The organism is Streptomyces catenulae (assembly GCF_000718015.1).
Lineage (GTDB): Bacteria > Actinomycetota > Actinomycetes > Streptomycetales > Streptomycetaceae > Streptomyces > Streptomyces catenulae.
In genome coordinates this window covers 1-19,049 of the sequence record NZ_JODY01000059.1, presented here as the reverse complement: position 1 = coordinate 19,049, position 19,049 = coordinate 1, and the positions used below count along the sequence as shown (strand labels likewise).

15 protein-coding genes and 1 pseudogene are annotated in these 19,049 nt (G+C 72.8%); 12 read left to right on the top strand and 4 right to left on the bottom strand.

From position 1 onward, the window contains the following. Positions 1-1,035, bottom strand: a pseudogene (locus IF23_RS31755) (DUF5937 family protein); the annotation flags it as partial. Positions 1,036-1,134: 99 nt separating this feature from the next. Here IF23_RS31755 and IF23_RS34710 point away from each other — a divergent pair. Continuing rightward, positions 1,135-1,467, top strand: a complete 333-nt coding sequence (locus IF23_RS34710; RefSeq protein WP_211266219.1) for a hypothetical protein — start codon at positions 1,135-1,137, stop codon at positions 1,465-1,467. A 60-nt stretch (positions 1,468-1,527) separates the two neighbouring features. On the opposite strand, the gene IF23_RS0130260 is transcribed toward IF23_RS34710, so the two are convergent. Then, the gene (locus tag IF23_RS0130260; RefSeq protein WP_078654367.1) at positions 1,528-2,751 is read right to left on the bottom strand and encodes a threonine aldolase family protein; all 1,224 of its coding nucleotides are present in this window, start codon (positions 2,749-2,751) and stop codon (positions 1,528-1,530) included. 353 nt (positions 2,752-3,104) lie between these two features. On the opposite strand from IF23_RS0130260, the gene IF23_RS0130255 reads away from it, so the two are divergent. The 10 genes from IF23_RS0130255 to IF23_RS0130210 all read left to right on the top strand — a co-directional run bounded on the left by IF23_RS0130255 (position 3,105) and on the right by IF23_RS0130210 (position 11,833). Further along, the gene (locus IF23_RS0130255; RefSeq protein WP_030289398.1) at positions 3,105-4,067 is read left to right on the top strand and encodes a Rossmann-like and DUF2520 domain-containing protein; all 963 of its coding nucleotides are present in this window, start codon (positions 3,105-3,107) and stop codon (positions 4,065-4,067) included. Continuing rightward, positions 4,064-5,251 carry a pantoate--beta-alanine ligase gene (gene panC, locus IF23_RS0130250; RefSeq protein ID WP_030289396.1) on the top strand — a complete coding sequence of 396 codons (1,188 nt, stop codon included), beginning with the start codon at positions 4,064-4,066 and terminating at the stop codon, positions 5,249-5,251. Before IF23_RS0130255 ends, panC begins: the two co-directional genes overlap by 4 nt. Further along, entirely contained in the window at positions 5,251-7,083 is a 1,833-nt protein-coding gene (locus IF23_RS0130245) for an L-aspartate oxidase (protein ID WP_051740002.1), read from the top strand. Before panC ends, IF23_RS0130245 begins: the two co-directional genes overlap by 1 nt. A 64-nt stretch (positions 7,084-7,147) precedes the next feature. Beyond that, complete coding sequence (gene nadC, locus IF23_RS0130240; RefSeq protein WP_030289393.1) at positions 7,148-8,215, top strand: carboxylating nicotinate-nucleotide diphosphorylase; 1,068 nt, start codon at positions 7,148-7,150, stop codon at positions 8,213-8,215. A gap of 4 nt (positions 8,216-8,219) precedes the next feature. After that, entirely contained in the window at positions 8,220-9,017 is a 798-nt protein-coding gene (locus IF23_RS0130235; RefSeq protein WP_030289391.1) for a type III pantothenate kinase, read from the top strand. A gap of 189 nt (positions 9,018-9,206) precedes the next feature. After that, positions 9,207-9,857 (top strand): hypothetical protein, encoded by a 651-nt coding sequence (locus tag IF23_RS0130230; protein ID WP_245655168.1) that lies wholly within the window; start codon positions 9,207-9,209, stop codon positions 9,855-9,857. 45 nt (positions 9,858-9,902) lie between these two features. Further along, positions 9,903-10,082 carry a hypothetical protein gene (locus tag IF23_RS0130225; RefSeq protein ID WP_030289387.1) on the top strand — a complete coding sequence of 60 codons (180 nt, stop codon included), beginning with the start codon at positions 9,903-9,905 and terminating at the stop codon, positions 10,080-10,082. Positions 10,083-10,218: 136 nt separating this feature from the next. Further along, positions 10,219-10,812 (top strand): BlaI/MecI/CopY family transcriptional regulator, encoded by a 594-nt coding sequence (locus tag IF23_RS35285; RefSeq protein ID WP_281180031.1) that lies wholly within the window; start codon positions 10,219-10,221, stop codon positions 10,810-10,812. Positions 10,813-10,821: 9 nt separating this feature from the next. Beyond that, positions 10,822-11,340 carry an amino-acid N-acetyltransferase gene (locus IF23_RS0130215; protein WP_051740001.1) on the top strand — a complete coding sequence of 173 codons (519 nt, stop codon included), beginning with the start codon at positions 10,822-10,824 and terminating at the stop codon, positions 11,338-11,340. Positions 11,341-11,497: 157 nt separating this feature from the next. After that, positions 11,498-11,833, top strand: coding sequence for a histone-like nucleoid-structuring protein Lsr2 (locus IF23_RS0130210; RefSeq protein WP_030289381.1), 336 nt, complete (start codon positions 11,498-11,500; stop codon positions 11,831-11,833). Here the strand turns inward: IF23_RS0130210 and IF23_RS35710 are convergent. Next, on the bottom strand, positions 11,764-12,504 hold the full coding sequence (locus tag IF23_RS35710) for an SCO3374 family protein (protein WP_078654365.1): 741 nt from the start codon (positions 12,502-12,504) through the stop codon (positions 11,764-11,766). The genes IF23_RS0130210 and IF23_RS35710 overlap by 70 nt on opposite strands. Before the next feature lie 503 nt (positions 12,505-13,007). Between IF23_RS35710 and IF23_RS0130205 the strand changes: the two genes are divergently transcribed. Further along, entirely contained in the window at positions 13,008-15,536 is a 2,529-nt protein-coding gene (locus IF23_RS0130205; protein WP_030289380.1) for an ATP-dependent Clp protease ATP-binding subunit, read from the top strand. Positions 15,537-15,619: 83 nt separating this feature from the next. On the opposite strand, the gene IF23_RS0130200 is transcribed toward IF23_RS0130205, so the two are convergent. Beyond that, a complete protein-coding gene (locus IF23_RS0130200) occupies positions 15,620-18,730 on the bottom strand; it encodes an NACHT domain-containing protein (RefSeq protein WP_030289378.1) in 3,111 nt (1,036 codons plus the stop codon). Between the last annotated feature and the right edge of the window lie 319 nt (positions 18,731-19,049).

Below are 19,049 nucleotides of genomic sequence, written 5' to 3'. Positions count from 1 at the left end.
GCGTCGAGCCGCTGGTGGACGAGTTCCAGCGTGGCCGGTGCCGGCAACTCGGGGCTCGCCACCGGGTACTGGATCACCGGCCGCCAGCCCGGCGCATGGTTCTTGAGCGTCGTGATGTGCCGGGACACCTCGGGCGACGTGATCCCGAACGCGTTCGCCAACTCCCCGGGCGTCGAGCCGCTGGTGGACGAGTTCCAGCGTGGCCGGTGCCGGCAACTCGGGGCTCGCCACCGGGTACTGGATCACCGGCCGCCAGCCCGGCGCATGGCTGACCAGCAGATGAGGCCAGCCGAACGACGTCGGGACGAGCGTCACCCCCGGGTCGTCGGTGTGCTCGAACGCCGTGGTGCGGCCCCCGGCGAGCTTGTCGACGAGGATGCGTGCGCCGCCGCCCGGCCCGCTCTCCAGGGAGAGCGCGGTCGAGGTGGCGGCCAGGGTCTCGGCGAGGCCCTTGCGCCGCAGCAGCTCCGTCTTGTGCCGGGCGTCGGCGGCGAGCTGCATGCCGACGCGCCGCCAGATGTCTCCGAAGAACGCCTCCTCACAGTCCTCGAACAGTCTCCTGAGCCAGATCCGCAGCCCGTCCGGGTCGGTGAGCATCCGGTCGGTGAAAGCGGCCTGCCGCGGTCCGCGGGCCGCGGCCATCTCCCGTACACGGGCCCGCTCCGCCGCGTCCACGAGGGGCGACGGGGTGCAGCGGGCGTACGAGATGGAGCAGGTGATCTCGAAGGCGGCGGCCACGAACCGCTCGTCGTCGATCGTGTCCATCGCATCGAGCTCATCGGCGAGCGCCGCTCCCGGGCGGGCCGGCAGCAGCAGGTCCGAACGGGCCGACCGCCACAGGAAGTCCGCCTCGCACAGCCGGTCGGCGAGGTCGGTCTTCAGCGCGGACGAGGTCGCCGTGACCCAGCCGTGCAGCCCCGGATGGTGGCCCGGCTCGGAGAGCGCGTGCAGCGCGGCGCCCAGCTCCGCGAGCGGCGACGGCGAGAAGACGATGCGCTCGGGCGGCAGCCCGGTGATGTCGATGACATTGGCCATGACCTCATCATGCGTCCGCCCGGGACCTGCGGGAACGTCGTTTGACCGCTTCCGTCAATCGACGCGCGCCACCGCCCGGGGCGGCCCCACAGTGAAGCCATGAACGCCAGCCAGCAGCACCTTCTCGACGCCTACCGTGCCGCACAGCGGGGCGAGGCCCCGCCCGTCCAGCCGGGCGCCGACACCGTCCGCGCCGTCCGCGAAGTTCTCCTGTGGAGACGCTTCACCTCCGTCGTCACCGACCCCGCCGACCGCTTCCCGGCCCGCGCCCTGCGCGCCGTCCGGAGCCTGGGGGCGTCCCTTCGCCGCCCCCGCCCGCTCCACCACGATCCGGCCCCGTCCGGCACCGCCGTCCGGCCCGCCGCCGGGCACCCGGTCCGCACCGGGCGCCCCGCCGCCGATGCCCGCCGCGCGGCCTCCCCGTGCGGCTAGGGGGGCCACCGGCACGGCGCGGAAGCCGTGCCGCTGCCGCCCGCCGGACCGGCCCTGCGCTCAGGCGGCGGCGACCCGCGTGACGAAGTCCGCCAGCGCCGCCCGTATGTCGTCCGCCGTCCACTCCAGTGCGGGTGCCTGCACCGTCACCTCCGTGGTGGCCAGGCCCGGGGTGGCGTCCTCGAACCAGGTCGGGAACAGACCCGTCCCCGTCTCCTGCACCTGCCGCAGACCGGCGTCGTTCAGCGCCCGCGCCGGATACGGCAGCCACAGCCGGAACTGATGGGTGTGCGGCTCCTGCGGATGTATGCGGAACCACGGCACCGGCGACCCGGCCAACTCCTCCGCCAGGGCCTGCGCGACGATCTTCGCCTGTGCGACGTAGGCGGGCAGGCGTGGCAGTTCGGTGTCCAGCCCGGTGAGCGCGGTCAGCGCCGTCGGCCACTGCTGGAAGAGCTGCCCGCCGTACCGGTGCCGCCAGGCGCGGGTCTCCTCGATGAAGCTCTCGCCGCCCACCAGCGCGGCGCCGCCGATGCCGCCGAGCGACTTGTAGAACGAGACATAGACGCTGTCGGCGAGGGCGGCGATCTCCGGGAGCCCGCGCCCGAAGTGGGGCGTGCACTCCCACAGGCGCGCCCCGTCGAAGTGGACCACCGCGTCCCGCTCCCGGGCCGCCTCGACGGTCGCCGTCAGCTCCTCCCACTGCGGCAGGACGAATCCGGCGTCCCGCAGCGGCAGTTCCAGCGCCAGCGTGCCGAACGGCTCCTGCGCGGCGTGGACCTCGTCGGCCGTCGGGATGCGCGGCTCACCGGTCGGGTGGACCATCCGCAGGCCGCTGACCGTGGCGTAGGCGTCGCGTTCGTGGACCTCCATGTGGGACAGCGGATGGCCCGCGACGGTGGCGTTGCCCGTGCGCCCGGCCCAACAGCGCAGCGCCACCTGCTGCGCCATCGTCCCGGTCGGGAAGAACGCGGCGGCCTCGGCGCCCAGGGCCTCGGCGGTGCGGCGCTCCAGCTCGCCGACGATGCCGTCGTCGTTGCCGTACATGTCGGGCCAGGCGTCGAGGTCGTAGGCGCCCGGGGCGTGCGCGGTGAGGGAGTCGAGGCGGTCGCGGAGGGTCTGCGGGCGGGCGGCCAGGGTCCGCCGCGCGCCGCGTGCCGCCGTCAGCCGTCGGTTCCGTGCGGCGCCGGGCCCCGCGTCGGGGCCGGTGTCCGAGTCGGGAGGTGTGTGTCGGTCGGGCTGTCGGGTGGGCTGGTCGTGGTCGTGCCGGGTGTTGCCGTGCATGGTGTCCCCCGTCCGTGCCGGTCTCCGCCGAGCCGGTGCTCCGCGTCGTTGCCTCGATGATGTCGTACGCGGCGCGGTCGCCGCCCGGCCTGTGGACAACTCTTCGGAGAGCGGCGAGAGCACCTCGCTGACCTGCGGAAATCGCATGTCAAGGGTGTCGTGGAAGAAAGTGCGGGGCGGGCGTCGCGCGGCGGTGGGCGGGCTCGGCGGCAGTGCGGACGGCGGCCGTCGGCGGGCGCCGCTGCGGCCGGACGGAGCCCGTCGCCGGGCCCGGGGCGGGCGGCGGCACTCGCGTAGCATGGCGATGAATCGTCCGGTACCCCCTGAGGACTGGAACGGAAGGCCATCGCCACGTGAACGCAATCCCGCCCATCGAGGCCCAGGACCGCCCGGCCCGACTGACCGTCGGCGTTGTCGGCGCCGGTCGCGTCGGCCCCGCCCTCGCCGCTTCGCTGCAACTCGCCGGACACCGCCCGGTCGCCGTCTCGGGGGTCTCCGACGCCTCCGTACGGCGCGCGGCGGCGCTGCTGCCCGAGGTGCCGCTGGTGCCGCCCGCCGAGGTGCTGGCCCGCGCCGACCTCGTCCTGCTGACCGTCCCCGACGACGCGTTGGCCGGTCTCGTCGCGGGGCTCGCCGAGACCGGCGCCGTGCGCCCGGGGCAACTGCTCGTGCACACCTCGGGCCGCTACGGGACGGCCGTACTGGACCCGGCGACCCGGGCGGGGGCGCTGCCGCTCGCGCTGCACCCGGCGATGACGTTCACGGGTACGCCCGTCGATGTGCAGCGGCTGGCCGGTTGCTCCTTCGGGGTCACCTCGCCCGAGGAGCTGCGGATGGCCGCCGAAGCCCTGGTCATCGAGATGGGCGGGGAGCCCGAGTGGATCGCGGAGGAGGCCCGTCCGCTCTACCACGCGGCGCTGGCGATCGGCGCGAACCACCTGGTCACGCTGGTCGCGCAGGCGATGGAGCTGCTCCGCACCGCCGGGGTCGGGGCGCCGGACCGGATGCTCGGCCCGCTGCTCGGCGCGGCCCTCGACAACGCCCTCCGCTCCGGTGACGCGGCCCTGACCGGCCCGGTGGCGCGCGGCGACGCCGGCACGGTGGCCGCACACGTCGCCGAACTGCGCAGGCACGCACCGCAGGCCGTCGCCGGATATCTGGCGATGGCCCGTACGACGGCGGACCGCGCGCTGGCGCACGGTCTGCTCAAGCCGGAGCTGGCCGAGGACCTGCTCGGCGTCCTCGCCGACACCGCGTCCCGGGGCGACAAGCCCTCCCGGGGTGACGAAGGACCCGAGGGGGACGACGCCCGATGACCACCGCCACCCCGGGCCCGTACCCGGCTCCCGCCCCCGCTCAGGGCGGTGCCCCGCAGCTCCTCCACACCGCCGCCGCGCTCCGTGCCACGGCGCGCGGCGAGGGTCCGCGCGCCGTCGTCATGACCATGGGCGCCCTCCACGAAGGGCACGCCACCTTGGTGCGCGCCGCCCGGGAACGTGTGGGGCCGCAGGGCCAGGTGGTCGTCACGGTCTTCGTCAACCCGCTGCAGTTCGGCGCGGGTGAGGACCTCGACCGCTATCCGCGCACCCTGGACGCCGATGTCCGCATCGCCGCCGCGGCGGGCGCCGACGTCGTCTTCGCGCCGCCCGTCGACGAGGTCTACCCGGGCGGGGAACCGCAGGTCAGGATCGCCGCCGGGCCGATGGGCACGCTCCTGGAGGGCGCCAGCCGCCCCGGGCACTTCGACGGCGTCCTCACCGTCGTCGCCAAGCTGCTCCACCTGACCGGACCGGATGTAGCGCTGTTCGGCGAGAAGGACGCACAGCAGCTCGCCGTCATCACCAGGATGGCCGCCGACCTGAACTTCCCGGTGGAGATCGTGGGCGTGCCCACCGTCCGGGAGGACGACGGGCTGGCCCGCTCCAGCCGCAACCGCTACCTCTCCGCCGACGAACGCCGTACCGCCCTGGCGCTGTCCACGGCGCTGTTCGCCGCCCGGGACCGGCTCACCGCCGAGGAGGCGCTGCGCGCCCGCGCCGGGGCCGACGGGCCCCGCTCGCAGCGCCGCTCCGAGGCGCTCGCCGCCCTCGGCGAGGAACGGGCCGCCGCGGACGCCCACGCCGTCGCCCGGGCCGCCGCGGGCCGCCCGGGGCCCGCCGTGGCGCGCGCCGCCGCCCACGCCGTCCTCACCGACGCCGCCCACCTCGAACCGCCCCTGGAGCTGGACTACCTCGCGCTCGTCGACCCGTCGGACTTCACCGAGGTCCCCGACGGCTACGAGGGCGACGCGGTCCTGGCGCTCGCCGCCCGCATCGGCACCACCCGCCTCATCGACAACATCCGCCTCCACTTCGGGCCCCGCACCGCCCCGGCCGACGCGCGCACCCCGGGCGCGGGCGAGGGCGCCGTGCGCCCCCGCGGCGGGGCCGCCGTAACCTCACCGCAGGGCCCCGGAAGGGCCCCGTCCGACGAACCCCCAGGCCCCCTCGGAGCGTCCTGATGACCGCCACCGGAACAGGCACCGTCCCCGGCCCCACCGGCATACGACTGACCGCGCCCGCCCCGGGCTGGGCCATCGACGCCGATGTCGTCGTCGTGGGCTCCGGCGTCGCGGGCCTGACCGCCGCGCTGCGCTGCGCCGCCGCCGGGCACCGCACCGTCGTCGTCACCAAGGCGCGCCTGGACGACGGCTCCACCCGGTGGGCGCAGGGCGGTATCGCCGCGGCCCTGGGGGAGGGCGACACCCCCGAACAGCACCTGGCGGACACCCTCGTCGCCGGTGCCGGACTCTGCGACGAGGACGCCGTCCGCACCCTCGTCACCGAAGGGCCCGCCGCCGTCGGCCGGTTGATCGACGCGGGCGCCCGCTTCGACACCACCCCGGGGGGCGAGGGCATCGCGCTCACCCGGGAGGGCGGCCACCACCGGCGCCGTATCGCGCACGCCGGGGGCGACGCGACCGGCGCGGAGATCTCCCGCGCGCTGGTCGCCGCGGTCCGCGAGGCCGGGCTGCGCACCGTCGAGAACGCCCTCGTCCTGGATCTCCTGACCGACGCTCAGGGCCGTACCGCGGGCGTCACCCTGCATGTGATGGGCGAGGGCCGCCACGACGGCGTGGGCGCCGTGCACGCGCCCGCCGTGGTCCTCGCCACCGGCGGCATGGGCCAGGTCTTCTCCGCCACCACCAACCCGGCCGTCTCCACCGGTGACGGCGTCGCCCTCGCCCTGCGGGCCGGGGCGGAGGTCTCCGACCTGGAGTTCGTGCAGTTCCACCCGACGGTCCTCTACCTGGGCGCCGAAGCGGAAGGGCAGCAGCCGCTCATCTCCGAGGCGGTCCGCGGCGAGGGCGCCCACCTGGTCGACGCGGACGGCCACCGCTTCATGGTCGGACAGCACGAACTCGCCGAACTCGCCCCGCGCGACATCGTCGCCAAGGCGATCATGCGCCGCGCCCAGGAGACCGGCACCGACCACATGTTCCTCGACGCCCGGCACTTCGGCGCCGCCATGTGGGAGACCCGCTTCCCCACCATCCTCGCGGCCTGCCGCAGCCACGGCATCGACCCCGTCACCGAGCCGATCCCGGTGGCCCCGGCCGCCCACTACGCCTCCGGGGGCGTCCGCACCGACCTGTGGGGCCGCACGACCGTCCCCGGGCTCTACGCCTGCGGTGAGGTCGCCTGCACCGGCGTCCACGGGGCGAACCGCCTCGCCTCCAACTCCCTCCTGGAGGGCCTGGTCTTCGCGGAACGCATCGCCGCGGACCTCACCCGGGGCGCGCCGGACCCGGCCCCCCGGGGCGGCACCCCCGACATCTCCCCGGGGGCCACCGCCCTGCCCCTGCTCGCCCCCGAGGCGCGCCCCCGGGTGCAGCGCGTCATGACGGAGGGCGCCGGGGTGCTGCGCAGCGCCGCCAGCCTCGCCCGCGCCGCCGCCGCGCTCGACCGGCTCCACGGGGACGCGGCCGCCGCCACCGGTGACACCGCCCCCGACCTCAAGGCGCCCGAGCCCGGTGTGGAGGCGTGGGAGGCCACCAACCTGCTGTGCGTCGCCCGGGTCCTCGTCGCCGCGGCACAGCGCCGGGAGGAGACCCGCGGCTGCCACTGGCGCGAGGACCACCCCGGACGCGACGACACCGCCTGGCGCCGCCACTTCCGTATCGCCCTCGGCACCGGCCGCACCCTGGCCGTCGACACCACGGAGACCGCCGCCTTCCCGCCGACGGCCCCGGGCGCCCCGGGCACGGGCGCGCCCGCCCCCGGCGCACCGGACCCCGCCCGCGCCCCCGGCGCACCGGACCCCGCCCGCGCCCCCGGCGCACCGGGCGCCTGACGCGCCCCCACCGACCGCCTCACCACCCGCCACCGCCCGCCTCTTCCCGATTCGGAGCCCACCCGTGAGCAGCACCCCCGACGACCTCCCCCTCCTCCAGATCGGCATCGGCAGGCCGTCGGCCGAGACGCCCGCCGGTGGCGGCTGCGGCGACGCCTGCGGCTGCGGCGGGCCCGACGAGGGCTACGACCTCGACCCGCTGACCTGCGGCCTCGACCCGGACCTCGCCGCCCTCCTGGTGGCCTCCGGGCTCGACCCCGTCCAGGTGGAGGGCATCGCCCACCTCGCCCTGGAGGAGGACCTCGACGAGGGCGTGGACGTCACCACCGTCGCGACCGTCCCCGAGAAGTCCGTCTCCACCGGCGACTTCACCGCCCGTCAGGCCGGTACGGTCGCCGGGCTCCGGGTCGCCGAGGCCGTGCTCTCCCTGGTGTGCACCGAGGAGTTCGAGGTCGAGCGGCACGTCGAGGACGGCGACCGCGTCGCGGCCGGTGCCGTCCTCCTCAGCGTCACCACCCGCACCCGCGACCTGCTCACCGCCGAGCGCAGCGCCCTCAACCTCCTGGGCCGCCTCTCCGGCATCGCCACCGCCACCCGCGCCTGGGCCGACGCCCTGGAGGGCACCGGCGCCAAGGTCCGCGACACCCGTAAGACCACCCCGGGGCTGCGCGCCCTGGAGAAGTTCGCGGTGCGCTGCGGCGGCGGCGTCAACCACCGCATGTCGCTGTCGGACGCCGCGCTGATCAAGGACAACCACGTCATCGCGGCGGGCGGCGTCGCCGCGGCGTTCACCGCCGTGCGCGACGAGTTCCCCGGTGTGCCGATCGAGGTCGAGGTCGACCGGCTCGACCAGATCCCGCCGATCCTCGCCGAGGGCGCCGACCTGATCCTCCTGGACAACTTCACCCCGGAGCAGACCGAGGAGGCCGTCGCCCTGGTGGCGGGCCGCGCGACCCTGGAGTCCTCCGGGCGCCTCACCCTCGACAACGCCGCCCGGTACGGCCGCACCGGCGTCGACTTCCTCGCCGTCGGCGCCCTCACCCACTCGGCGCCGGTCCTCGACATCGGTCTCGACCTGCGCGAAGAGGCCCCCGCCACCGCCCCGGCCGACGACGAGCACGAGGACCGCTGACGCCATGCTGCTGACCATCGACGTGGGCAACACCCACACCGTCCTCGGGCTCTTCGACGGCGAGGACATCGTCGAGCACTGGCGGATCTCCACCGACGCCCGCCGCACCGCCGACGAACTCGCCGTCCTGCTGCACGGCCTGATGGGCATGCACCCGCTCCTGGGCGACGACCTCGGCGACGGCATCGACGGCATCGCCATCTGCTCCACCGTCCCCTCCGTCCTGCACGAACTGCGCGAGGTCACCCGCCGCTACTACGGCGACGTACCGGCCGTCCTGGTGGAGCCCGGCGTCAAGACGGGCGTGCCGATCCTCATGGACAACCCCAAGGAGGTCGGCGCCGACCGGATCATCAACTCGCTGGCCGCCGTCGAGCTGTACGGCGGCCCCGCCGTCGTCGTCGACTTCGGCACCGCCACCACCTTCGACGCGGTCAGCGCCCGCGGCGAGTACGTCGGCGGCGTCATCGCGCCCGGCATCGAGATCTCCGTCGACGCCCTCGGCGTCCGCGGCGCCCAGCTCCGCAAGATCGAACTGGCCCGGCCGCGCAGCGTCATCGGCAAGAACACCGTCGAGGCGATGCAGTCCGGCATCCTCTACGGATTCGCCGGTCAGGTCGACGGCGTCGTCCGCCGGATGGCCCGCGAACTGGCCGACGACCCGGACGACGTGACCGTCATCGCCACCGGCGGCCTCGCCCCGATGGTCCTGGGCGAGGCCACCGAGATCGACGAGCACGAGCCGTGGCTCACCCTCATCGGCCTCCGCCTCGTCCACGAGCGGAACGTCGCCCGCTCCTGACCCGGCCGGTGCGGGCCCGGCCCCCCCCGCGCCCGCACCCCGCTCGAACGGCCCGCACGGCCCCGGGACGCGCCACCGAGGCGCCCACCCCGGGGCCGTGCCCTTTCCGGCGCTCCCGGGAGACCACGCCCCACGCCACCTAAATCGCATTAAGCGTCTTTTGTCCTAGTTGCACGTAAAGTCCACCGCATGCCTATGCCATACGGAACCCGCGGCGGCATGGTGTTCAGCGCCGACGAACTGCGCGTGCTCCGCCGCGCCCTCGCCCACGCCCGCCGGTCGACGCCCGCCGCCCCGCCCGGCCCCGCCGGACCCGAGCGCCCCGTGGAGCCGCAGGAGTACCTCCGGCTGGCCGAGGCCGTCGACGAGGCGCAGCGCGAAGGCGACCGGCTGCGCGCCTTCCTCCTCGCCGACCTCGCCCGCTACCGCGCCGCCCTCCCCGGCGCGGCCCCCGGCTACCTCGCCCGCCTCGACGAGGCGCTCGCCGCCGGCTGCGCCCCCGGGGCCGACGACCTCGCCGCCCTGCGCGCCCTCACCCCCAGGGCCGCCGGAACCGCCGAGGGCGTCCGCCGCACCGGACTGCTGCACCGCTGCGAGGCACGCGCCGGGCACGCCGCCCCGGCTCGCCCGGCGGGCACGCCCCGGCTCACCCTGCCGGGCGCCCGCAGCGCCGACGAGCCCCGCCCCGCGCCCCGCCGCCCCGCGCCCGACCCCGCGTCCAAACCCGCCCCCCGGCCCGCCCCCAAGGAGCCGCGGCCCGACCGCCCGGTGCCCACCCCGGGCGAGGTCTTCCCCCGCCGCCGTCGCCCCGCGCCGCCCCCCGCGGCCCGTACGGCCTGAGCCCTGCGTACTCTGGAATCCTCACGCCCCGAGGAGGCCCCCGCCATGGATTACGTCGCCGCGCTCTTCCCGCCCGCACTAATGGCCGTGGCGTTCACCGCGCTGATTGTGGTCATGGTCAAGAGCCAGGGCGGTGCGAACAAGGCCAAGGAAGACGCCGCGGTGGATGCCGCGCTCGCCGAATCGGCCACCTCCGGCCAGGAGCCCACCACCCGCGGCGCCTGACCTTCCGCACAATCCGGCGACATCGCCATCCGCACTCCGTACGGCCCGGGATTCCCTCCCGGGCCGTACCTCGTTTTTCCCGTGCAAACGCACCCGATGAACCGGCAATCGCGACATCTCCCACTATTCTTCAAGTGTGCCGAGACCATTGGGTGAGCTGGAAGACGCCGTCATGACGCGGGTCTGGGAGTGGAACCGCCCGGTCACCGTCCGGGAAGTTCTGGAAGACCTGCAGAAGGAACGGTCGATCGCGTACACGACCGTCATGACGGTATTGGACAACCTTCACCAGAAGGGTTGGGTCCGGCGCGAAGCGGAAGGCCGCGCCTATCGATATGAGGCGGTCTCCACACGCGCCGCATACTCGGCCGCACTGATGAACGAAGCCTGGTCCACGAGCGACAACCCGGCGGCCGCTCTTGTCGCGTTCTTCGGGATGATGTCGCCGGAACAACGCAACGCACTACGCGATGCCGTCCGTATGGTTCAGATCGACGCCGAGGCGCCGTCCGCGGAACTCCCCGATACCGCGGAAGCCCCCGCCGCTCCCGAACAGACATCCGCCACCGGACCCGCCGCGGAAGCGGAGGACACCCCCCGGCAGGCACCCCGCCGGAACACCACCCGGGCGCGTGGTGCGGACGCGGAAGAAGTCACGGAAGAGTCCCGCCGCACCGTCCCGGCGGAAGGCGAAGAACCCGGAGCGGACGCGAGCACCGCGGAGCGATAGCGTCGCCGCATGCCTCCGCATTCAAAAGGGCTGACGATCCGCCGCGCCAGGACCGCCGATGTGCCCGCCGTGCGCCACCTCATCGACTCGTACTCCCGTGACGGCATCCTGCTCGACAAAGCCACCGTCACGCTTTACGAGGACATCCAGGAGTTCTGGGTCGCCGAGCGCGACGAGGACGGCGAGGTCGTCGGCTGCGGCGCCCTCCACGTGATGTGGGAAGACCTCGCCGAGGTCCGCACCCTCGCCGTGGACCCGCAGCTCAAGGGCTCCGGCGTCGGCCATCAGGTCCTGGACAAGCTGCTGCGGACCGCGAGCTGGCTCGGTGTGCGGCGCATTTTCTGTCTCACCTTCGAAGTCGACTTCTTCGCCAAGCACGGCTTCGTCGAGATCGGTGAGACCCCCGTGGACGGTGATGTCTACAGCGAGCTGCTGCGTTCCTATGACGAGGGAGTGGCGGAGTTCCTCGGTCTCGAACGAGTGAAGCCCAACACCCTGGGCAACAGCCGCATGCTTCTGCACCTCTGACCGGCGTTCTATGTCCGAATCGCGCCCCTATCCCATGGCCAGGACACGACGCGTTCCCCGGTGCGCGGGCAAGTGAACCCTACCCGGGGGTTTGTGTTTTTCCGGGAAAAGCGGTTTGCTTTCCGTCGTAATCCGCATTCGATGAAAGGGAAACCCGGTGGCACAGAAGGTTCAGGTTCTTCTTGTCGACGACCTCGACGGTGGCGAGGCCGACGAGACCGTGACGTTCTCTCTCGACGGCAAGTCCTACGAGATCGACCTCACCACCGCCAACGCGGACAAGCTGCGTGAGTCCCTTGCCGACTTCGTGAAGGCCGGCCGTCGTACCGGGGGCCGTTCCGCTTCCGGTCGCGGCAAGGCGCGTGCGGCTTCGGGTGGCAGCCAGGACACCGCGAAGGTGCGCGCTTGGGCCAAGGAGAACGGCTACAACGTCAATGACCGTGGCCGTGTCCCCGCCGACATTCGCGAGGCATACGAGAAGGCCAACGGCTGATCGCCTCCGGCGCGATCTGTTTGGTCATTACGAGCACGCAGCAACTGGGCCCGGTGGCATTCCGTCGCCGCCGCGCTCACGAGCCGTACGAGGTCGGGGGCGCGACCGCGCTCCCCGAAACCTGCCCCGATCCCCGTGACGGGCAGGGAATTCTCGGCCTCGTATCCCGGTTCGGGAGGCCGCACCCATAGCGCGGCCTCCCGCGAGCCGATTGCGCATGATGACGGTCCGGAAGTGGGGAATGACGGAGCGGGCATCCGCTCTCCGGCACCCCGTGCCGTGAGATCGGGCACGAGAGTGCCCCACTCCAGCCATTCCAGGATTCCGGGCAGTTCCTCGGCGCAGCCCGCCGCCACGAGCATGAGTATTTTCGGCCGATCGACGCGGGAAATCCCGTCGGCCCCGGGCGGAACACTCCCGGCGCGGCAGCCCGCCGCCCCGGGGCCGTACGGCGCACAGGGATGACCGCCCAGGAGTGCGGCCGGTCCGGTGCCCGGCATCTGCCGCAGCACCGCCCAGCCCGCCTCCGCGGGCATCTCCAGCACGTCGAACGCCACCCCCGTCAGCAGCTCCACCGGCTCCCCGCGGGCCGTCGGCCAGCCGAGTTCCCGCTCGTACCAGCGGCGGACGGCGGTGAGGGGCACACGGGGACGCGGGAGTGCGCTGACCATGCCCGGTGCAACTGCCGGACACCCCGAAGGTTACGTTGGGTCGGGGCGGCGGAACGCTCCGTGTCCGTCCGGTCGGCGGGCGCCGGTCCGGATCGGTCCGGCGGTGTTCGCCCGTAGCGGATGGAGGGGGCCCGTGCCGCATGGAGTGTCAGTGGCGGCGGGTAAGACATTCATCATGGGAAAAGACGGTGTGACGGCGTTCGGCGCCCGGATATCGGCGCCACGGCCGGTTTCCCGGACGCCGCGCCGGAACGGGCCGCGTTCGCCACGGGCGTAGTGGTGGTGGGCGTATATGCCTGGCCTGCGGGAACATCGTCTCGCACCATCGGGTTGGAGCAGTTGTCGGCTGTTCGGGGCAGGTGACGTCCCTACGAGAGTGGGGTGAGCCGCGTACGGGTGTCGGCAGTTGGAATGAGCTGTCCCGCCCTGCGGGACTAGCATGCGGAAGGACAGGGAGGGGACCGCCCCCTTCACTGCCCGACCGCTCTGAGGAGCGATTTACGATGTTCGAGAGGTTCACCGACCGCGCGCGGCGGGTTGTCGTCCTGGCTCAGGAAGAAGCCCGGATGCTCAACCACAACTACATCGGCACCGAGCACATTCTCCTGGGCCTGATCCACGAGGGTGAGGGTGTCGCCGCTAAGGCCCTGGAGAGCCTCGGGATTTCGCTCGAGGCGGTCCGCCAGCAGGTGGAGGAGATCATCGGGCAGGGCCAGCAGGCTCCGTCCGGCCACATCCCCTTCACTCCCCGTGCCAAGAAGGTCCTGGAGCTGTCGCTCCGCGAGGCCCTTCAGCTCGGCCACAACTACATCGGCACCGAGCACATCCTGCTCGGCCTGATCCGCGAGGGCGAGGGCGTCGCCGCCCAGGTCCTCGTGAAGCTGGGCGCCGATCTCAACCGGGTGCGGCAGCAGGTCATCCAGCTGCTCTCCGGTTACCAGGGCAAGGAAGCCGCCACCGCGGGCGGCCCCGCCGAGGGCACGCCCTCGACCTCCCTCGTCCTGGACCAGTTCGGCCGCAACCTCACGCAGGCGGCCCGGGAGACCAAGCTCGACCCGGTCATCGGGCGTGAGAAGGAAATCGAGCGGGTCATGCAGGTGCTGTCCCGCCGCACCAAGAACAACCCGGTCCTCATCGGCGAGCCCGGCGTCGGCAAGACCGCCGTCGTCGAGGGCCTGGCGCAGGCCATCGTCAAGGGCGAGGTGCCCGAGACCCTCAAGGACAAGCACCTCTACACCCTCGACCTCGGCGCGCTGGTCGCCGGATCCCGTTACCGCGGTGACTTCGAGGAGCGCCTGAAGAAGGTCCTCAAGGAGATCCGCACCCGCGGCGACATCATCCTGTTCATCGACGAGCTGCACACGCTGGTCGGTGCGGGCGCCGCCGAGGGCGCGATCGACGCCGCCTCCATCCTCAAGCCGATGCTGGCCCGTGGTGAGCTGCAGACCATCGGCGCCACCACGCTCGACGAGTACCGCAAGCACCTGGAGAAGGACGCCGCGCTGGAGCGCCGCTTCCAGCCCATCCAGGTCGCGGAGCCGTCGCTGCCGCACACCATCGAGATCCTCAAGGGTCTGCGGGACCGCTACGAGGCGCACCACCGGGTGTCCATCACGGACTCCGCGCTGGTCGCCGCCGCGACCCTCGCCGACCGTTACATCTCGGACCGCTTCCTGCCGGACAAGGCCATCGACCTCATCGACGAGGCCGGTTCCCGGATGCGCATCCGCCGGATGACCGCGCCGCCGGACCTCCGCGAGTTCGACGAGAAGATCGCCGACGTGCGCCGTGAGAAGGAGTCCGCGATCGACTCGCAGGACTTCGAGATGGCCGCCGGTCTCCGCGACAAGGAGAAGCAGCTCCTGGCCGCGAAGGCGAAGCGGGAGAAGGAGTGGAAGGCCGGCGACATGGACGTCGTCGCCGAGGTGGACGAGGAGCTGATCGCCGAGGTCCTGGCGACGGCCACCGGCATCCCGGTCTTCAAGCTCACCGAGGAGGAGTCCTCCCGGCTGCTGCGGATGGAAGACGAGCTGCACAAGCGCGTCATCGGCCAGAAGGACGCCATCAAGGCGCTCTCGCAGGCCATCCGCCGTACCCGTGCCGGTCTGAAGGACCCGAAGCGTCCCGGCGGATCGTTCATCTTCGCCGGTCCGTCCGGTGTCGGTAAGACGGAGCTGTCCAAGACGCTCGCCGAGTTCCTCTTCGGCGACGAGGACGCGCTGATCTCCCTCGACATGTCGGAGTTCAGCGAGAAGCACACCGTCTCGCGGCTGTTCGGTTCGCCTCCCGGCTACGTCGGCTACGAAGAGGGCGGTCAGCTCACCGAGAAGGTGCGCCGCAAGCCGTTCTCCGTCGTGCTCTTCGACGAGGTCGAGAAGGCCCACCCGGACATCTTCAACTCGCTGCTGCAGATCCTGGAGGACGGTCGCCTGACCGACTCCCAGGGCCGGGTCGTGGACTTCAAGAACACCGTCATCATCATGACGACGAACCTCGGCACCCGGGACATCTCCAAGGGCTTCAACCTGGGCTTCGCCGCCCAGGGCGACGTCAAGACCGGCTACGAGCGGATGAAGAACAAGGTCAACGAGGAGCTGAAGCAGCACTTCCGCCCCGAGTTCCTCAACCGTGTCGACGACACCGTCGTCTTCCACCAGCTCACCGAGGAAGACATCATCCAGATCGTCGACCTCATGATCGCCAAGGTGGACGAGCGGCTGAAGGACCGCGACATGGGCATCGAGCTGAGCGCCGAGGCCAAGTCGCTGCTGGCCAAGCGCGGGTACGACCCGGTGCTCGGCGCCCGTCCGCTGCGTCGCACGATCCAGCGCGAGATCGAGGACACGCTCTCGGAGAAGATCCTCTTCAACGAGCTGCGCCCCGGTCACATCGTGGTCGTCGACGTCGAGGGCGAGGGCGACTCCGCCGCCTTCACCTTCCGCGGCGAGGAGAAGTCGGCCCTGCCGGACGCCCCGCCGATCGAGTCGGCGGCCGGTGGGTCGGGCCCGACGAACCTGAGCAAGGACGCGTAAGCGTTACGGCCTGCGCCTGGCGTAGGGCTGGCACCACCGCCCCGAACCGATTTCGGTTCGGGGCGGTGGTGTTTTTTGGGGCTTCAGTCGCGGAACTGCGGGGAGACGGTGAGCTTTACGCCGGGTGGGAGGGCGGTGCCCGGGGCGGGGAGGAGGAAGCGGAGTTGGAGCTCTTTGAGGTGGGGGAGGGCGGTGAGAGGGGGGACCTCGAAGACGGTGGGCGGGGCGCTCGTGCCGTATACCCGCAGAACGCGAACATTGGGGAAGTGCGGGAGGGCGGTGCGCAGCCTGGCGCTGAGGAGCGTTCCGGGGGTTTCCGGTTCGCCTATGAGACTGAGCTCCGTCACCTGGGAGAGCTGCAATCCGGCGGGAATGCAGAGCGGGGCTTCGTCGTGCACCCCGAGGGCGAATTCCCTCAGCTCCGGGCAATGGGCAAGGGCGACCCACTGCTCCTCGCCGAAGTCGGCGGTGAGGCCGGTGAGCTGGACGCTGCGCAGGAGCGGCCAGGCCGTTGCCCGGTTGAATGTGGCATGGAGGAATCCGGGGTCGGCGTCGATGTAGACGAGTTCGCGAAGAGTGGTGAGCCCGGCAGGCGGGGTGAGGCCCGGCGCGCCGAGGGACAGCGTCAGTGCTTCCAAGCGCTGTGCACGTTGGAGGAAGGCGAGGTCGTCGAGAGCTGTGTTGTGTGTGAGGGTCAGGGACGTGAGGGCCTCCACGTCCAGGGCACCGACAAGTTCCGGTTCGGTGAAGTTTCCGTGCGCCCAGATCTCGGTGCGGGTGCCTAGGGACTTGAGGGCCTGGAGTTCCGGGTGGGAATTCACTCGGAGTGGGACATCGGGGCCGAGGTGCCGAATGACCTCTTCGGCGTACTGGGCAGTGTCGAAATACATCCAGGCGTCAGCCAACTCATGATGGACATTGGGCGCCGGATGGTTCAGGAAGCGCTTCAGGACTTCCAGCGCGCCGTCCGTTCCGATCAGGGCGGCGGTGTTCACCACCATTCTGGCCTCCTCATCCGTCAGGCCGTCCCCGGGCCCCGGTAGCAGCTCCAGGACGAACGGGCCGACCTCGGCGAGTAGCTCGACCTCCCTGTATTCCCGCGGCGGCAAGACCGCATCGGCACGGGACTCCACAACCTTCCGCACCCCCGGGTCCAACTCCGTCGCATGTTCCAGGCAGGCCAGCGCCAGCAGATGCACGCGGAGCTGGAGTGGCCGGTTCTCGATCCCGTCCCCGTGCGCGACCAGCTCCGTAAGGAACTCCGCCCGCTCCCGTGGCCGCGCGTGGGCCACCGCCATCCGGATCACGTCCTCCCACTGGGAGTCGGCGGCGTGCTGGACGAGGAGGCCGAGGTCGCCGTCTTCGATGGCCGCCTTCGCGCCCAGGTAGTCCTGGAAGGTGCGATGGACGAAGTCGACGGAGCCGGGGGTGGGTTCGCGGAGGAGGCCGCTGCGGAGGAGGAGGTGGCGGAAGATCTGCGGGGCGTCGCCCTGGGCGGCGGCGACGGGGACCGAGGGCAGGGCCTGGGCGATGAGGCGTTCGGCGTGGGTGCGGTCGAGTTCGGTGCGGCCGTTGCGGATCAGCCAGTAGGCGAGGCGTTGCAGCAGCTGGATCTGGGGTTCGTCGCTCAGCTCGATGCCGTCGGGGCCGCGCATGTCGCGTTCCCGGTCGCGGCGGGCGAGCAGCATCGTGAGCGCCGCGTCGTACAGCTCCTTGCGGCCGGTGGGGAGGTAGCCGCGGCGGTCGCGGTGGAGGGCGCAGAGCAGGCCGCACATGAGGGGGTTGGTGGCGAGCCGGGCGAGGTCCTGCTTGGTGCGGACGGCGGTGAGCAGGGACGTTTCGTATGCGTCGAGGAGGTCCGGGTCGGGGGCGTCCGGGCGGGCGGCGGCGTGCCAGCGGGCGATGAAGGCGGCCACCTCCTCGCGGCCCATCGGGGCGAGGGTCTGTTCCGTGAAGCCCTCGGCGGCGAGCCAGTCCTCGCGGACGGCGGACGGGCGGGTGGTGACCAGCCACAGGTTGGCGGCGTCGGGGAAGGCGTCGAGGAGGTCGCGGAGCCAGTCGAGGGTGCGCCGCCGGTCGGCCTCGGGGATCTCGTCCAGCCCGTCGACGAGGAGCAGGCCGCGGCCTTCGGCGAGGACGCGGCCGGCCCACCCCTGGGGCTGGGACCCGGCGACGGGGCAGCCGACGGCGGAGAGGAAGCGGTCGACGGTGGGCAGTGTGGCCGCGCGGTGCAGGGTGCGCAGCGGCAGGACGAAGGGGATGCGGCCGGAGAGGTGGGGGAGCGGGGTCTCGGCGGGCGGGCGGGTGCAGCCGACGGCGAGCCACTGGACGAGGGTGCTCTTGCCGGAGCCCGCGACGCCGCGCAGCAGGACGCGGTCGAGGTGGGCGAGGGCGCGGTCGGCCGGTTCGAGGGGCGGTGGGGCGGGTTCCGCGCCGAGGCCGTCGGGGCCGGTGAGGCCGCCGGGGTCCGGGTGGTGGCGGGGGGCCGCGCGCAGGCTCAGGTAGGCGGCGTCGAGGGGCCAGCGGTCGGGGGAGTTGGTGAGGTCGATGCCGTAGATGGTGAGGCGGCTGTGCTTGCGGGCGATGTAGCCGAGGTATTCGCGTTCGAAGGCGGCGTCGGCGGTGCGGGCGGACGGGAGGCGGGCGATGAGGGTGTCGATGTCGGCGATGAGGGTGTTCAGGCGGCGGCTGTGCTCGACGAGGGTGCGGTCCGTGAACGTCGACCGCTGGGTGAAGAAGTGGATGATGTGCAGGCAGGACGTGGTGAGGAGGGCGCGGTGCAGCTCCTCGGCGTCCCGGCTGAGGTCGCGGGTGGCGCCCGGGGCGGCGGCCGTGAGGCGGGCGGCGAGTTCCGTCGCGCCGAGGTGGACGGCCTGGACGTCGTCCATGTCGAGGTCCCCGAGGGCGCCCAGGGAGGTGGCCAGGGCTCCGGCGACGGCGAGGTCCTCGTCGGCGGGGACGGGGCGCTCGCCCGGGCCCGCGGCGTCGATCGCCCGGCGGACCAGTTCGGCGGCGAGTCTGTGCAGGTCCTTCGTGGTGAGGGTGCGTTTCTCGCCGCGGAACGAGACCAGTGCGGAGAGCCGGACCGGGGCGCCGGTCAGGCCCGCGCCCGGCTCTCTTCGGACGAAGAGCTTCCGGATCAGCGGCCCGATCACGGTTGAGGCGAGGCGGATGCCCGCGGTGGATGGATCCATGGGTGGTGGCCCCCGTTTTCCCTTGTCTTCCCTGTGTCCCCTCGGCGCCGCGGCCCTTCCGGCCCGGCCCCGTGTACGCGGCGGGGCACCGGGCCCTCGCCGTCCCGGGCGCGGATACGGCTGCGGATACGGCTACGGGTTCCGCTACGGATACGGCCACGGGCGCGATCAACGCTAGGTGTGTACGGGGCGCCGGGGAGCCGTTTCGGACGGTTCGGCGGGGGCGGGGCCGGGCGGCACCCGGCCAAGGCACCCGGGGGCGGGCCGGGCGGCGGCAGCCAGTGGCGCCGGGCGGCGGGCCCGGGCGGCAGGCCCGGGC

What these genes read in the sequence shown, in the direction of transcription:
- IF23_RS0130230 (WP_245655168.1), top strand. Translation starts at nt 9,207, where the DNA reads ATGCCTATGCCATACGGAACCCGCGGCGGCATGGTGTTCAGCGCCGAC.
- IF23_RS0130260 (WP_078654367.1), bottom strand. Translation starts at nt 2,751, where the DNA reads ATGCACGGCAACACCCGGCACGACCACGACCAGCCCACCCGACAGCCC.
- IF23_RS0130200 (WP_030289378.1), bottom strand. Translation starts at nt 18,730, where the DNA reads ATGGATCCATCCACCGCGGGCATCCGCCTCGCCTCAACCGTGATCGGG.
- IF23_RS35710 (WP_078654365.1), bottom strand. Translation starts at nt 12,504, where the DNA reads ATGGTCAGCGCACTCCCGCGTCCCCGTGTGCCCCTCACCGCCGTCCGC.
- panC (WP_030289396.1), top strand. Translation starts at nt 4,064, where the DNA reads ATGACCACCGCCACCCCGGGCCCGTACCCGGCTCCCGCCCCCGCTCAG.
- IF23_RS0130235 (WP_030289391.1), top strand. Translation starts at nt 8,220, where the DNA reads ATGCTGCTGACCATCGACGTGGGCAACACCCACACCGTCCTCGGGCTC.
- IF23_RS0130205 (WP_030289380.1), top strand. Translation starts at nt 13,008, where the DNA reads ATGTTCGAGAGGTTCACCGACCGCGCGCGGCGGGTTGTCGTCCTGGCT.
- IF23_RS34710 (WP_211266219.1), top strand. Translation starts at nt 1,135, where the DNA reads ATGAACGCCAGCCAGCAGCACCTTCTCGACGCCTACCGTGCCGCACAG.
- IF23_RS0130225 (WP_030289387.1), top strand. Translation starts at nt 9,903, where the DNA reads ATGGATTACGTCGCCGCGCTCTTCCCGCCCGCACTAATGGCCGTGGCG.
- IF23_RS0130215 (WP_051740001.1), top strand. Translation starts at nt 10,822, where the DNA reads ATGCCTCCGCATTCAAAAGGGCTGACGATCCGCCGCGCCAGGACCGCC.
- IF23_RS0130245 (WP_051740002.1), top strand. Translation starts at nt 5,251, where the DNA reads ATGACCGCCACCGGAACAGGCACCGTCCCCGGCCCCACCGGCATACGA.